The organism is Armatimonas sp. (assembly GCF_031410135.1).
Classification (GTDB): Bacteria; Armatimonadota; Armatimonadia; order Armatimonadales; family Armatimonadaceae; genus Armatimonas.
On sequence record NZ_JANNYP010000596.1, the window covers coordinates 1 to 13,769 of the forward strand.

Annotated in this window: 13 protein-coding genes; 11 read left to right on the forward strand and 2 right to left on the reverse strand. The window is 60.1% G+C overall.

Going from position 1 to position 13,769, the window contains the following annotated elements; genetic code table 11:
- The coding region (locus tag RMO15_RS21795; RefSeq protein ID WP_309717101.1) for a VWA-like domain-containing protein at positions 1-702 on the forward strand (702 nt) is incomplete at its 5' end.
- Here RMO15_RS21795 and RMO15_RS21800 read toward each other — a convergent pair.
- Positions 646-1,398: a TetR/AcrR family transcriptional regulator gene (locus tag RMO15_RS21800; protein WP_309717105.1), complete on the reverse strand. Its 753-nt coding sequence runs from the start codon at positions 1,396-1,398 to the stop codon at positions 646-648. The two genes, RMO15_RS21795 and RMO15_RS21800, sit on opposite strands and share 57 nt — an antisense overlap.
- A gap of 165 nt (positions 1,399-1,563) precedes the next feature.
- Here RMO15_RS21800 and RMO15_RS21805 point away from each other — a divergent pair, with 165 nt between their 5' ends.
- From RMO15_RS21805 to RMO15_RS21840, 8 genes are read left to right on the forward strand one after another with little or no spacing between them, the layout of a single operon-like run.
- Complete coding sequence (locus RMO15_RS21805) at positions 1,564-1,974, forward strand: hypothetical protein (protein ID WP_309717110.1); 411 nt, start codon at positions 1,564-1,566, stop codon at positions 1,972-1,974.
- A 22-nt stretch (positions 1,975-1,996) separates the two neighbouring features.
- Positions 1,997-2,878, forward strand: coding sequence for a TIGR01777 family oxidoreductase (locus RMO15_RS21810; RefSeq protein ID WP_309717114.1), 882 nt, complete (start codon positions 1,997-1,999; stop codon positions 2,876-2,878).
- Entirely contained in the window at positions 2,875-3,492 is a 618-nt protein-coding gene (locus RMO15_RS21815) for a DUF1990 domain-containing protein (protein WP_309717117.1), read from the forward strand. Before RMO15_RS21810 ends, RMO15_RS21815 begins: the two co-directional genes overlap by 4 nt.
- Positions 3,443-4,876, forward strand: a complete 1,434-nt coding sequence (gene melA / locus RMO15_RS21820) for an alpha-galactosidase (protein WP_309717119.1) — start codon at positions 3,443-3,445, stop codon at positions 4,874-4,876. Before RMO15_RS21815 ends, melA begins: the two co-directional genes overlap by 50 nt.
- Before the next feature lie 5 nt (positions 4,877-4,881).
- Complete coding sequence (locus RMO15_RS21825; RefSeq protein WP_309717121.1) at positions 4,882-7,005, forward strand: PSD1 and planctomycete cytochrome C domain-containing protein; 2,124 nt, start codon at positions 4,882-4,884, stop codon at positions 7,003-7,005.
- A 41-nt stretch (positions 7,006-7,046) separates the two neighbouring features.
- Positions 7,047-7,388, forward strand: coding sequence for a histidine triad nucleotide-binding protein (locus RMO15_RS21830; protein WP_309717124.1), 342 nt, complete (start codon positions 7,047-7,049; stop codon positions 7,386-7,388).
- Between the two features lie 32 nt (positions 7,389-7,420).
- On the forward strand, positions 7,421-7,654 hold the full coding sequence (locus tag RMO15_RS21835) for a hypothetical protein (protein ID WP_309717127.1): 234 nt from the start codon (positions 7,421-7,423) through the stop codon (positions 7,652-7,654).
- Positions 7,635-8,396: an inositol monophosphatase family protein gene (locus RMO15_RS21840; protein ID WP_369016153.1), complete on the forward strand. Its 762-nt coding sequence runs from the start codon at positions 7,635-7,637 to the stop codon at positions 8,394-8,396. The genes RMO15_RS21835 and RMO15_RS21840 overlap by 20 nt, the downstream gene beginning before the upstream one ends.
- Before the next feature lie 106 nt (positions 8,397-8,502).
- Here RMO15_RS21840 and RMO15_RS21845 read toward each other — a convergent pair whose 3' ends face one another.
- Positions 8,503-11,130 carry an NB-ARC domain-containing protein gene (locus RMO15_RS21845; protein ID WP_309717133.1) on the reverse strand — a complete coding sequence of 876 codons (2,628 nt, stop codon included), beginning with the start codon at positions 11,128-11,130 and terminating at the stop codon, positions 8,503-8,505.
- Between the two features lie 97 nt (positions 11,131-11,227).
- Here RMO15_RS21845 and RMO15_RS21850 point away from each other — a divergent pair, with 97 nt between their 5' ends.
- On the forward strand, positions 11,228-12,712 hold the full coding sequence (locus tag RMO15_RS21850; RefSeq protein WP_309717135.1) for a hemopexin repeat-containing protein: 1,485 nt from the start codon (positions 11,228-11,230) through the stop codon (positions 12,710-12,712).
- Positions 12,713-12,733: 21 nt separating this feature from the next.
- Positions 12,734-13,690 carry a PEP-CTERM sorting domain-containing protein gene (locus RMO15_RS21855; protein ID WP_309717137.1) on the forward strand — a complete coding sequence of 319 codons (957 nt, stop codon included), beginning with the start codon at positions 12,734-12,736 and terminating at the stop codon, positions 13,688-13,690.
- Positions 13,691-13,769: the final 79 nt, after the last annotated feature.

A 13,769-nucleotide genomic window follows, 5' to 3' on the forward strand; every position in this document is an offset into this window, starting at 1 on the left:
CTCTCTGAGAGCTGGCAAGACTTGCTTCCACCGGGTACGGGAAGTGCCGAAGAGCTTGCCGCACACTGGCGAGCGGCGCAGGCTCAGGCAAAGGCGCTGATGCAGAGCACCGGCCAGGGAAATATGCCCGCAGGCTGGGAGCGAGAGCTGGGTGCACTGGAGCCCACGCAGCTCGACTGGCGCAGCTATCTCTGGCGGCACCTCGTGCGCACGCCCACCGACTTCTCGGGCTTTGACCGGCGGCTGATCCACCAGGGGCTGTACTTAGAGACACTGGAGGGCGAGTCCGTGCGGGTCTGTGTCTGCATCGACACGTCGGGCTCGATCGGCAAGAGCGAGCTGGCGCAGTTTCTCGGAGAAGTCGTGGGCATCCTCCGCTCGTACCCGCATCTTCAGTGCGATCTCTACTACGCCGACGCCGCGCTCTACGGCCCGTTCACCCTGACCGGAGATATGCCCCTTGACGCGCTTCCCACTCCCCAAGGCGGCGGGGGCACGGACTTTCGCCCGTTTTTTGCGGCTGTAGTGGAGGCCGAAAAGTCTTGGGACAGCGCCGCCGTCTGTGTCTATCTCACCGATGGGTACGGCACGTTTCCTGAGACACCGTCCGAGGGGCCGACGCTCTGGGTGGTGAGTTCAGGCGGACTAGGTGTCGAGGACTTTCCCTTTGGTGAGGTCGCCCGGCTGATCCTGGCTTCCTGAGGGAGGCAGCGGTGGGCTCCCAAAGAGCGGCTCCAGAATCGCCCCGAGGCGCGCCGCGGACTGTGCGGCCCACGGCAGGCGCAGCGCCAGCCAGAGCCTCCCCAGCATCTCCTCTCCAAAGGCCAGCAAGTCCGTGGTGGCTTTCTGGTTCGGGGTCGGGTCCTGCGCCCAGAAGAGCACCAGGAGCAAGTGCCCCGTGTAGAGCAGGGTCGGGAGGTACTGACGGATGGGGCCTTTGGGTATATCGCTGGCTCCTGCAACAACTTCATGGAAGACCGCATGAATCCGCCGCCGCCAGTGCGCGGCCCCCTCACCTAAAACTTGCGTCGGGCTTCCGGGGGTGAGCCCCGCTCCAAACAGCGCTGTGAGTGTCGCACGGTGCGGCAAGAGCCGCGCAATGTCTGCCCGCTCAATCGCCGCCCAGCGCGAGGCCAGCGACCCTGTCGGCAAGAGCTTCGCCTCCGCCGCCAGCTCCTCGACCAGCCGCTCATAGAGCGCCAGAACCATCTCTTCTTTAGTACGGAAGTAGCGGTAGGCAAGCCCCAGCGAGCACTCCGCCCGCTCCGCGATCCCGCGCATCGTCGCGCCCTCAAAGCCCTGCTCGGCAAATAACTCCAGCGCGGCGGCGAGAATCCGCTCACGGGTTCGCTCGCCCTTGGAAACCTTATCGTTGGTTGTGGTGGCTATCTCACTCATTTTTGTTTTCGGGCGCATATCCGACGGGTGTCGTGTTTTCGGGCACATAAATGGGCCCGCTGTTGCGGCAAGACCCATGAATGGGCCTCAAGAAATTTAAGTTTTATTTTTGAACTTTGTTCATTTTATCTCTTGACAGATTCCTTTGCCACCGATATATTAAAAATGAACATGTTCAATAATAAAACTAGCCTAAATTGGAAGCCAACCCTACGCGCTGTGGGAGGAAGCTTTCTCGCTACGCTCATCGGCTGGAGTGTGGGCGCTGCTTGCTGGCTGGTGTGGACTCCCATTGCCTTCTTGTACATGGGCTTTGTGATTCTTCCTCTCTGGCTGGTTGTGCTCATGCCGCTCTATCTCTTTCTGCCGCGTGAGAGTGTTCTCTGGCAGGTACGCTTCGCAGCTCCACTGGGAGTAATAGCAGGTACCTTGCTCGTCGCGGGCTTCGTTGCACTAATGGGGCCATGGATGCATGGCCAGTCCTTCTTACACTATGCCCTTACCGGAGCGATCACAGGCGGGACAGCCTGCTACGCCGCCACAAAAAACGTCAGTAGTTACCGGCAGCAGGACTGACAGTAATTAAGGAAAAAAACTCATGAAACTCCTTATCACCGGCGGCTCGGGCTTTTGCGGAAGGCTTCTCAAGACGTTCTTTACGGAGCGCGGCGATACCGTCACCATTGTCTCGCGGCAAAACGGGGGCTGGGAGCGGCTGCCGGAGCTTTTTGAGAGAGCCGATGCGGTGATCAATCTGGCGGGACGCTCGGTGAACTGCCGCTACACGCCGGACAACTGCGCCGAGATCTATGCCTCGCGGCTGGACACCACGCGGGCGGTGGGCGCGGCGATTGCGGCGTGCACAAATCCTCCCAAGGTCTGGCTGAACGCGTCCACGGCGACGATCTACCGCGACGCCCGTGACCGCGAGATGGACGAGGCAAAGGGTGAGCTGGGAAAAGGCTTCTCGGTGGACGTGGCCAAGCGCTGGGAGCAGGCCCTCTTTGACGCCAACACGCCACGCACCCGCAAAGTGGCGCTTCGGGCCGCGATGGTGATGGGAAAGGGGGAGGGAAAGGGTAACGACGGGGTATTTGCGGCGTTTCTGGGGCTGACAAAAGCGGGACTGGGCGGGCCGATGGCAGGCGGCGGGCAGTTTGTGAGCTGGATTCACGCCACGGACTTCTGCCACGCGGTAGCCTTTTGCATCGAGCAGGAGAGTCTGTCTGGTGCAATCAACCTCGCTGCTCCCGAGCCACTGACCAACCGCGACTTTTTTGCCGGCCTCCGTCGCGCTGCAAAAATACCCTTCGGCCTGCCGTCGGCACGCTGGATGCTCGAAGTTGGAGCCTTCATGCGCAAGACCGAGACAGAGCTTCTCCTCAAGAGCCGCCGTGTCGTCCCTGGCAGGCTCACCCAGGCAGGCTTTACATTCACGTTCCCTACCTGGCAAGCCGCCGTGAAAGACCTCTGTCAATGAAGCTCACCCTAACTCAACCGACGGATGCCACGCTTACGGCATTTCTAGAATCCGCCACCGGCCCGCTCTCCTACCCCGAGGTCGGTGCAACCCACGACGCAGCGCAAGTCTCCGGCTACGACAACGACTTCAATAAAGTCTGCCTCGGCGAAGGCGCGGAAGTTTTCCAACGTGCCTGTGCTGCCATCAGGCGCTGGGAGCACTTTCCGAAACACTGGGTCAAGATCGGCCCTGGCACTCCCGCGATTCACGAGGGCCAGAAAGTCGCGATGCAGGCGCGGGCGTTTGGTCTTTACTGGATCAGCGCCGCTCAGATCGTCTACACCATCGAGAAGCCGCGACGCTTTGGCTTCGCCTACGGCACACTCGATGCCCATGTCGAGTGCGGCGAGGAGCGCTTTCTTATCGAGTGGCTCCCCGACAACACCGTCTGGTACAGGCTGACCGCCTTCTCCCGCCCCCGCCGCTGGTTCATCCGCCTCGGCTACCCTCTGGCACGCCACCTACAAAAACGCTTCGTCAAAGACTCGTCTGCGATTCTCCAAAATTGGGTAAAATCGGGGCATGTCGAAGAAGATTGCGATGATCGGCGCGGGGAGCGTCGTTTTCTGTAAGACCCTGATGTCGGACATTATGGCGACGCCTGCCCTGCACGGCTGCGAGTTCGCCCTGATGAGCCCCACGGAGAGCAAGCTGCGGCGCATGGAAGCCTTTGGCCAGCGCATGCTCGCGGATAACGGCCTGCCTGGTAGTGTCTGGGCGACGACGGATCGGCGCGAGGCAATTAAAGACGCCGACTTTGTGGTCGTGATGATCCAGGTCGGGGGCTTTCATGCCTACGGCGTGGACTACGAGATTCCCCTGAAGTACGGCGTGGATCAGTGCATCGGCGACACGCTCGGGCCGGGCGGTCTGTTCCGGGGCCAGCGCCATATCCCCGTGCTCGCCGAGATCGCCAAGGACATGGAGGCGCTCGCCAAGCCCGGCGCGATCATGTTGCAGTACGCCAACCCGATGGCCGCCAACTGCCTTGCCCTGGGCCGCGTGAGCAATGTCCCCTTTATCGGCCTCTGCCACGGGGTGCAGACCACGCTGGATCTGATTGGCGGCTACTGTGGCGTCCCTAAAGACGAGATTAGCTTTGTCTGTGGTGGCATCAACCACATGGACTGGTTCTTGAAGCTCTCGCACAACGGCCACGATCTCTATCCCCAGCTACGTGAGCTCTTTGAAAAGCCGGAGTACTACAAGAATGAGAAAGTGCGCGGTGAGGTCTTCCGGCAGTTTGGCTACTTCATGACCGAGTCCACGGGGCACCTCAGCGAGTACGTCCCGTGGTTTCGCAACAACCAGAAAGCCCTCGATCTCTACTGCGACGAGCCGGGCTTTGGCGGAGAGAGTGGCGCGTACTACAAGTGGGGCAAGGCGATGGCCGAGAAGTACGAGCGCGTTGATCCGCTGCAGTTTGAGTCCACGGCGATTGAGGCCAGAAGTGTCGAGTACTGCTCGTATATCCTAGAGGCGGTGGTCACGGGCAAGCCGTTTCGCCTGATGGGCAATGTCCGCAACGATGGCTACATCACCAACCTGCCCAACGGCTGCTGCGTCGAGGTGCCCACTTTCGCCGATGACACGGGCCTGCACCCCACCGTGATTGGCGACCTGCCGCCCCAGTGCGCCGCGCTCTGCCAGACCAATATCAATGTCCAGACCCTCTGCGCCGAGGCCGCACTCGGTGGAGACCCGGAGCATCTGGTTCATGCGCTCGCCCTCGACCCGCTCACGGGAGCTGTCTGCACGCTCAAAGAGATTCGGGAAATGACCGGCGAGATGCTCGAAGAGTTGCGCCCGTACCTGCCCCAGTTCGAGGGCAAGACCCTCCGCGCAACCCCCACCATCTCCATACCCGTCGATTGCATCGCCGTGGATGTTCCACTCGACCCCGCCCTCGCCATCGGCAAGCGCTTTGGCACATTGATAGAACAAAAGACAGAGTAGGCATCGTGAAACTTGCCGCACTCCTCGTTTTTGTCGTCGCCCTTCCCTGCCTAGCACAAAAGCCCACAAAGCCAACCGTCAAAGTGGATGCGACTTTCTTTACGCAGAAAGTCCAACCGATCTTGGAGAAGCGCTGTGTCGGTTGCCACGGGGCGGAGACGCAGCTCTCGCACCTTGACCTGCGTAGCCGTGAGAATGCGCTGAAGGGCGGGACTCGTGGCGCAGGGCTTGTCCCCGGAAGCGCCGCCAAGAGCCTGATGCATGTCTTGCTGACCGGAAGCCGCGCCCCGCTTATGCCACCGTCGGGAAAGCTCCCCGCCAGCGAAATCGCAACTCTGAAAGTTTGGGTAGATGGCGGAGCGCCTTGGGGAAGTCAGGCAAGCCTAGCCTCAGGACAGAAGCAAACTTGGTGGTCGTTCAAGCCACTCCCTCCCACCTCTCCCCCCTTGCGTTTAGGTAAGGGGGGAGAGGTGGACGCTTTCATTGCCGCCAAGCTGAAAGAGAACAAGCTCTCGCTCTCGCCGCCCGCTCCGAAGCGCGTGCTGATCCGCCGGGTCTATGCCGATCTGTGGGGACTCCCGCCTGCGCCGGAAGAGGTCGAGGGGTTTGTGCGCGACACCGACCCGAAGGCCTACGAGAAACTCATTGAGAAGCTGCTGGCCTCCCCGCGCTACGGCGAGCGCTGGGGACGGCACTGGCTAGACTTGGCGCGTTATGCTGACTCGGGGGGCTTTGAGGGCGATAAAGACCGCCCCCTGATGTTCCGCTACCGCGACTGGGTGATCGCCGCGTTTAACAAAGACCTGCCCTACGACGAGTTCGTGCGCCTTCAAATTGCGGGCGATGAGCTGAGGCCCGGCGATCCGAGTGCATTGATCGCGACGGGGTATCTCGCCTGTGGCCCGCAGGACATTGTGGAGAACAACGCCCGGACGCGTGCCAACGAGATCGACGATCTGGTTGCCACGACAAGCTCCGTGGTGCTCGGACTCACCGTGGGCTGTGCGCGCTGCCACGACCACAAGTACGACCCGGTGAAGATGACCGACTACTACCGCCTCGCCGCAATCTTTGCCCCAACGGAGCGCCGCGAGGTAGACATTCCCGGCGGCAAGGCTCAAGCGGTGACGGACAAAGGTCGTGAGTTTGGGCCGTCGTTTTTGCTACGGCGCGGCGATGCCTACCAGCCCGATAAAGAGATAAAACCCGGCTTTATCGGTGCGCTTCCTGGGGGCGAGGCGGAAGTCGGGGCAGCGGCAAAAGACGCTAAAACGACTGGGCGGCGGGCGGCGCTGGCGCAGTGGCTGACGAGCAAAGAGAACCCACTCACGGCGCGAGTAATGGTCAACCGTGTCTGGCGGCAGCACTTTGGGCGCGGGATTGTCGCCTCCACCAGCAACTTTGGTCTGAATGGCGATCTGCCCACCCACCCCGAGCTACTCGACTGGCTCGCGGCCAAATTTATCGAGAGCGGCTGGAGCGTAAAAAGTCTGCACCGCCTGATACTGCTTTCTCAGACCTATCAGCAGGCATCGGAGATTCGGCCCACGGCCCAGCAAGCCGACCCACAAAACAAGCTGCTCTGGCGGATGCCCGTGCGTCGGCTTGAGGGCGAGGCGGTGCGCGATAGCCTGCTTACGGTCGCGGGGACGCTGAACCTGGAGTTCGGTGGGCCGGCGGTCTACCCGCCCATAGACCCGACACTCCGCGCCGACACCTTCCAGGGGCTCAACTGGCCCAACGAAGCCGAAGACAGCCCGAAAACCTGGCGGCGTAGTGTCTATGTGAAGGTCAAGCGCTCACTCTTGCTACCGCAGCTAGAGGTCTTTGACTGCCCTGAGATCACCTACACCGTCGCCCAGCGCAATATCACGACCACTCCCCTCCAAGCCCTAATGCTCCTCAACGATCCGCTGATTCTGCGTCAGGCAGGACTCTTTGCGGAACGGCTCCAACGCGACCGGCCCAGCGACACCTGGGCACAGATAGACCGAGCGTATCGGCTCTGCTTTGGTCGTGGCCCAAGTGTTAAGGAGCGCCAGCTGAGCCTGCGCTTTCTCAGAACGCGCACGCTCGCTGAGTTCTGCCATACGCTCTTCAACCTGAACGAGTTTGTCTATGTTCTCTAAAAAATCTACCTACCTGCGGCAGCCTGATACAATAATTCCTCATGGAAGATACGATTTTTGGGAAGATATCTCGGGGCGAGATTGCGGTGGAGAAAGTCTACGAAGACGAGTTTGTCGTCGCGATTCATGACCTTGCACCACAAGCGCCCGTCCATATCCTGGTGATCCCCAAGAAACCCCTTCGTAACGTCTTAGCGCTTCAACCAGAAGACCGTGAGCTGGCCGGGGCTGTACTTCTGGCATGTAGTGCGGTCGCTCGAAAATTGGGCATTGAAGAGAGCGGTATGCGAATTGTTCTCAACGCCGAGAGCGACGCAGGCCAGACGGTCTTTCACCTCCATGCTCATGTGCTGGGGGGACGCCCCCTAGGAACGATGGGCTAAAGCGTAGCGCCCGAGCGGATAAAGGAAACACAATGAGTGAAGACAAAGAGCCCCTTTCCCGACGAGATTTCCTCTTCCGGGCGGGCAAAGAGGCGGTCAATACCGGAGCCCAGCTCATGCCGGGGGGGAACTTAGCCCGCAAGGCACTCGGGATGCCCACTACCGACGCCGTACCCTGGTGGAATGTGCTGGCCAAGTGGCGGCAAAAAAAGACAGAAACCGAACAAATCTCCGAGGAGCAAAACACTGGAACCGACAACGGATAACTTACTACGGGTCGCCAAAGAGGCGGCCTACCTCTGTGGCAAGCGCACCCTGGCCTACTTCAACACAGGTGTAGCGGCTGAGATGAAGGGCGACAACACGCCCGTCACGATTGCCGATAAAGAGGGCGAGCGCGTCTTGCGAGAGTGCATTCTCTCCCACTTTCCGGATCATGCCATTCTGGGCGAAGAAGAGGGCGCATCGGGGAGCGGCGATTTCCGCTGGGTCTGCGATCCGATTGATGGCACCAAGTCGTTTGTGGCGGGTGTGCCGCTCTACGGCACGCTGATCGGGGTGGAGCGCGAGGGTGAGATCGTGGCGGGCGTGATCTACCTGCCCGCTCTCGATGAGATGGTCGCCGCCGGAAAGGGCCTAGGCTGCACAGTCAATGGCCGCGCCTGCCGCGTCAGTGAGAAGCCACTGGACAAAGCGGTGATCGTCACGTCATCCATTATCCGTGCCCAGAAGCGCTCGGGGGCCTACAACCAGCTCGCCGACAAGACCTATCTCCAGCGCACCTGGGGCGATGCGTTTGGCTATGCCCGCGTGGCGATGGGCCAGCTCGATATCATGCTCGACCCAGTCAAGAGCCCCTGGGATGTCGGCCCGATGCCCATCATCTTCGCCGAAGCAGGTGGCCGCTGCTCAACCTGGAAGGGCGAGAACGATATCTACGGCCCCGACTTCTTCGCCACCAGCGCCACGCTCTACCCCGAGGTGCTGGAGATTCTCAGCCAGGGGTAAACAAACCCAACTAGAACCCATCCCCTCAGTACTTTGAACCCATCCCCCCGGCCCCCTTCCCTGTCCCAAGGAAGGGGGAGGCAGGAGGGGGAGATTAAGAGGGGTTTTAGCTGGTAGCGAGGGCAATGGCTTCTTCTAAAGTGAGCATCGCTCCCTCCGCAAACGCTTGGTCGAAAGCCGCCACGTCCTCGACCGCAGCGCGGAACTGCACAGGGCGTTCGGCACGATCTTCAAAGTTCACTTCGGACTTCGCATAGAGAACAGCCGCCGCCCCGACGAGCCTAGCGCCTCGTCGGTAGTGCCCCTCAAGTCTGTCCAGCTCGGCGAGGTCTCCTAACAGAAAAGTACACATTACCGGGAAGTTGAGCTGATGCGAAAGGAGGAGACTTTCCTGCCGGTAGTGACGCGACGCTGTGAAGTCTCCTGCTGTTTGCGTCATGACCCCCATGTAGCTAAAGGCGACTGCGAGGGCAAAGTTGCGACCGATCTCTTGACAAATATTGATGTTTTCTTTGCCAAACTCATACGCTTTGGAAAACTCACCACGCTTACAGGCTAACATTCCAAGATTTCCCAGAGCCGCCGCGATAAGGGATTTATTGCCTTGTCTTCGTGCAAGAGTAAGCCCCTCTTCAAGCATCTCCTGCGCCTCAAGTATGTCTCCCGCATCAACAAGCATAGTTCCCGTATTGATGGTTGCCTGAGCCAGGAAATTAAGGTTGTTTGCCTTTTGTGCGAAGCGCAAACTCTCTCGTTGATACTCAAGTGCTTTCTGGATATCCTTGTAGGACTCACTAATAATCCCTGCGAGAAGACCCAGAGCAGTAGCCACGTTCAAGTCATTCCCGAGCGCCTTCTGTTCGGCAATACACTTTACATAAAGAGCCTCGGCCTCCGCCTGACCTCCCAAAACTCGGGTAAACATGGCTACACCAATGAGGCACTGACCTTGCTCCTCGCTTGGTTTGTGTGCCACTGGGAGTGCCAGAATCGTGTTGTACCACTGCCACGCCTCTTGAAGATGGCTTCGTGTGTACCAAAACCGGCGTTGGTGTCCCGCGATCTTCATTGCCTCACGCTGAAGGTGCTCGTCTGAGGCGCTTGTGCCGAACTGGAGCGCACTGCGTATATTGTCATGTTCCAGCTCCACCCGATTCAGCTCAGTAACCGCCTCGGACTGGTGCTGTTTTGGGTAGGATTCCTGACAAAACGCGCGAAAGTACTCCAAGTGGGCGACTTGTACAGACTCGATCCACGGCCCGTTAAGCTGCTCCTGAGCGTACTGACGGACGGTCTCCAGCAGGCGGTAGCGTGTTGCGCCAGATTGCTCCCGCTCGACAACCACGAGGCTCTTGTCCACAAGTGAGGTCAGCAGCTCCAGAACCTCACAGGCTGCGACTCCGTCCCCTGAGCAGACACGCTCTGCCGCCTCCAAGCTCCAGCCCCCCGCAAAGACCGAGAGGCGACAGAGTAGGGTTTTCTCGCTCTCACTGAGCAACTCGTAGCTCCAGTCAATGAGGCCACGGAGCGTCTGGTGACGAGGCAGAACCGTGCGAGGGCCACCCGTGAGAAGCGAGAAGCTCTGGCTGAGTCGCTGGTGAAGCTCGTCGAGCGAGAGCGTGCGCAGGCGGGCGGCGGCCAGCTCAATGGCGAGCGGGATGCCGTCGAGCCGTGTGCAGATTGCGGCGAGCGTTGGGGTGTTCTGCTCCGTTTTCGCAAACTCGGGGCGCTGCTGGGACGCCCGCGCGACAAAGAGCTGTATGGCATCGTCGGGAGCGAGTGAGGGAATGCGATAGGTATGCTCCCCACCAATGCCCAGCGCCTCGCGGCTGGTGGCCAGAACTCGGAGCTTGGGGCAGCTCCGAAGGAGCGTCTCGGCGAGAGTGGCGCTCGCCTCTAAGACATGCTCACAGTTGTCCAGAAGCAACAGCGTTTGCTTTGCCTTCAAAGACTCGATCAGCGTCGTGAGGATCGGCTTACCGGGGGCTTCGTTGATGCCCAGGGTACTTGCCACGGCGCGAACCACAAGCGCCGGATCGGCCAGCGGAGCGAGCTCGACAATAAATGCGCCGCCCTCAAAGCGCTCCAGGATGTCTCGTGCGACGAACTGGCTCAGGCGCGTCTTGCCACTTCCCCCCGAGCCGGTGAGCGTGACCAGTCGGGCTTTTTTCGCCAGCTCGCACAGCTCACGGCGCTCTGTATCCCGCCCAATAAAGCTGGTAAGGGGCTCGGGCAGGTTGTGGAATACCTCACGCGGCATGGGAAGAGTGCTCGGCTGCGGTACAGAAGCTGCCTGCTGCGCCGTCTCCAGGCGGGCGACGAGGTGCTCGCGCTCTGTGATGACCCAGTCGTCGTAGAGGCCGGGCAGAAACTCCGCGCGTGCTAGATTTGCGGCTCCCGCCACATCGCCCGCCTTTAGCCTTGCCTCAAACTCGGCGACATCCGTGGTGACAAAGTCCGGGTTGAGCCCCACTTGAAGCCTGCCACTGACCAGCGACTCCCCGAGGAGCTTGCGTAGGCTAGAGAGAGTCACCGAGAGGCTGTTGCGTGCAAGTGCGGGGTCTTTATCAGGCCAGAACAGCTCGGCGATGACCTCGCGAGAGTGGGAGCGCGGGAGGGTGACGGCTAGATAGGCCAGGATCGCTGCCGCTTTTTGGGTGGGAAAATGGCTGAAGCTCTCGCGGCTCTTACCGACGAGTCGCGGGCCTCCGAAAAGTTCAATGCGCCAAGCCATAGTCTTTTCAGATTATACACATTTTTAAGACTATTGTAAGACTATTATCAGAGTGACATGGTGAAGTACAGACAATTCTCAAAAGAGGAATACGTTCATGAACCGTCGTAACACACACCTTCAAGCAGCCACTGGCTGGACCTCGATAGATGCCGCTCTTGACTGGGGCAATGGGAAGATCTACTTCTTCAAGGACAACCAGTATCTTGCCTATGACAAGGCGACGGAGATGGTTCTGCCCGGTTACCCTGCCTCTATCGGGAGTGCCTGGCGCGGGGTTGGCTTCACTCGCATTGATGCCGCCGTGCTGTGGCCGGGGGGGCGCTATGCGTATTTTTTCAGTGGCGATGAGTACTGCCGCTACAATATCGCTGCCGATAGAGTAGACCCTGGATTTGAGCGCCTCAAGATCAAGGATCACTGGAAAGGTATCCCGTTCCCTAAACTTGACGGTGCCCTTGTCTGGGTGGATCGAAAGTCGGTTTACTTTTTCAGTGGCGATGAGTACTGCCGCTACAATGTCACTGCCGATAAGGTAGACCCCGGCTACGAGCGTCTGAAGATCAAGGACAACTGGAAAGGGCTCTTTCCCTCAAGAGTGCAGGCTCCTTTGCTCTGGGGAGAGAGCGATGCGAAGGTTTTTTTCTTCAGCGGCACTCAGTACGCACGCTATGATGTGCGCTTAGAGCGGGTCGATCCCAACTATCCCGCGTCGGTCACTTCGGGCTGGGACTTCCGCGCCGTGCCTGCTCTCGCGGCGGGCACCACCAAAGACATGCGGTATGTCAAGCATGCAAGGGCCAGGAATCAAAACTCTCCCTACGTCTGGAACCCAATGCCCGATGGCAGACCCACACCTGGGCCGGTTCGGCGGGCGATCTACAGCCCACTGGATGACCAGCCGCTCCTGGTCTACACCATTAACAAGGCTCCCCGCGACTCCGATGGCTGTAGCATTGTCAACTATCTCAAGGACCCTGGCACCAAGGCGCACGCCGAGATATTCAACGATGCCTGCTTAGCACATGACGCGAACTACGAGGCTCCGTGGACGGAGATTGGCTGGAAGGATGGTCGTCTTCTGTGCGAGAGTCTCCTCCTCCACGACATGAAACGTGTCGTGGACAGCTCGAAGATGAACGAAGCTCGGCGCGGAGCCGCTCGGATCGTCGCCAACACTTGGTACAACTTCCTGGAGGCTGGCGTCACCAAGTCCTCGCTGGGAATTGTCAAGGATGAGCCCTTCGATGTTGCTCAGAGGTTGAACCGCCAAGAGGGCTACGCGTTCACCGACATCAGGAAAGGCGGTCTGCTCTCGGTTTGGAATAAAGACGGCGCTTTTGTCATGGGCGTGGATGTCACCTACACCAGTGCGACGGGTAAGAAGATCACCTTCTCCGAGAAACAGCCCATCACAAAGACGATTGTCGTTCCGATCTCCATCGGCGCAAGAGGTATCACCCTCAGCTGTTATGCCGTGGCTGGCAGAGAAATCTTCAAGAGATCCTTCTCCTCCCCCGCCGTCATGCGCGTGGTTGTCGGAGGAACGACTCTCTTCCCTACCGTTAAAGAAAATCCTTAGTCACCCAGAAAGAAAAACCTAATGAAACCTATGCAAACTCTCTCTCGTAAAACTCTCGCCCTGCTGGGCCTTGCTGCCGTGGTGCTCACGGCGCTTCCGAACATGGCACGCGCTCAGACCACGCAAGCCTTTAGCTTCACCGGAGCGAACCAGTTCTTCGTCGTTCCCGCAGGTGTCACCAGCCTGGACGTGTTTATGTGGGGAGCCGGAGGGGGCCAACGTGGCGCATCGGGCGCGTTTGTCAATGGCCTGCTCACGGTCTCTCCCGGTGAGACTCTCACCCTCATCGTTGGCGGAGGTGGTGCAGTCTCCCCTGGTTCTGGTTCGACTGCCAATGCCTTTGGAGGAGGGGGCTTGGGGGTTGGAGATGGTGGAGCCATTCCAGGCGGCGGCGGCGGCGGGCGTTCGGGTATCGTTCGCAACTCCAGCAGTACAGAGATCGTCACCGCAGGCGCGGGCGGTGGGGGGAACCAAAATTCCTTAGGCGGTGCGGGTGGGCTGGCAGCAGGCAATGCCGGAGTGGTGGGGCCAGCCACGGGCGGTGGCGGCACCCAGGTAGCAGGGGGAGCAGCACCCGGAGGCACGACCTCTGCCACGGCGGGTAGTGCTTTTCAGGGTGGTAACGGACAAATTGGTGCTATCCCCGGTGGCGGCGGCGGTGGCGGTGGCTTCTTCGGGGGCGGCGGTGGAGGAAATAACGCCGACTTCGGTGCTGGGGGCGGTGGCTCGTCGCTGCTCACGGCGCTGACGGGCACCTCGGCAAGTGCGGCAGGAAACAACGGCAGCTCAGCAGGCGTTTCGCCTGGCTTTACTGGTGCGAACTACGCAGCGGGTATCGGAGTCGGAGGCGCAAGCAGCACGGCGGGTGGCAACGGTCGGATCGTGCTGGTCTTCACCGCAGCACCCGAGCCGGGAACCCTGGCGCTGCTTGCAATTGGCGGCACCCTGGTGATTCTCAAGCGGCGACGGCGCAGCTAAAGGCGACGGCGCGGGTAGTCCCGCCGATTAGAACGAGGGGACTGGAGAGCTAAAGCTACAAAGGGCCACCCAGAGGGTA

Bases quoted from the DNA above. Each gene is read 5' to 3' on its own strand.
- RMO15_RS21800 (WP_309717105.1), bottom strand. From the start codon at position 1,398: ATGAGTGAGATAGCCACCACAACCAACGATAAGGTTTCCAAGGGCGAG.
- RMO15_RS21845 (WP_309717133.1), bottom strand. From the start codon at position 11,130: ATGGCTTGGCGCATTGAACTTTTCGGAGGCCCGCGACTCGTCGGTAAG.
- RMO15_RS21855 (WP_309717137.1), top strand. From the start codon at position 12,734: ATGAAACCTATGCAAACTCTCTCTCGTAAAACTCTCGCCCTGCTGGGC.
- RMO15_RS21850 (WP_309717135.1), top strand. From the start codon at position 11,228: ATGAACCGTCGTAACACACACCTTCAAGCAGCCACTGGCTGGACCTCG.
- RMO15_RS21815 (WP_309717117.1), top strand. From the start codon at position 2,875: ATGAAGCTCACCCTAACTCAACCGACGGATGCCACGCTTACGGCATTT.
- RMO15_RS21830 (WP_309717124.1), top strand. From the start codon at position 7,047: ATGGAAGATACGATTTTTGGGAAGATATCTCGGGGCGAGATTGCGGTG.
- RMO15_RS21810 (WP_309717114.1), top strand. From the start codon at position 1,997: ATGAAACTCCTTATCACCGGCGGCTCGGGCTTTTGCGGAAGGCTTCTC.
- RMO15_RS21835 (WP_309717127.1), top strand. From the start codon at position 7,421: ATGAGTGAAGACAAAGAGCCCCTTTCCCGACGAGATTTCCTCTTCCGG.
- RMO15_RS21805 (WP_309717110.1), top strand. From the start codon at position 1,564: ATGAACATGTTCAATAATAAAACTAGCCTAAATTGGAAGCCAACCCTA.
- melA (WP_309717119.1), top strand. From the start codon at position 3,443: ATGTCGAAGAAGATTGCGATGATCGGCGCGGGGAGCGTCGTTTTCTGT.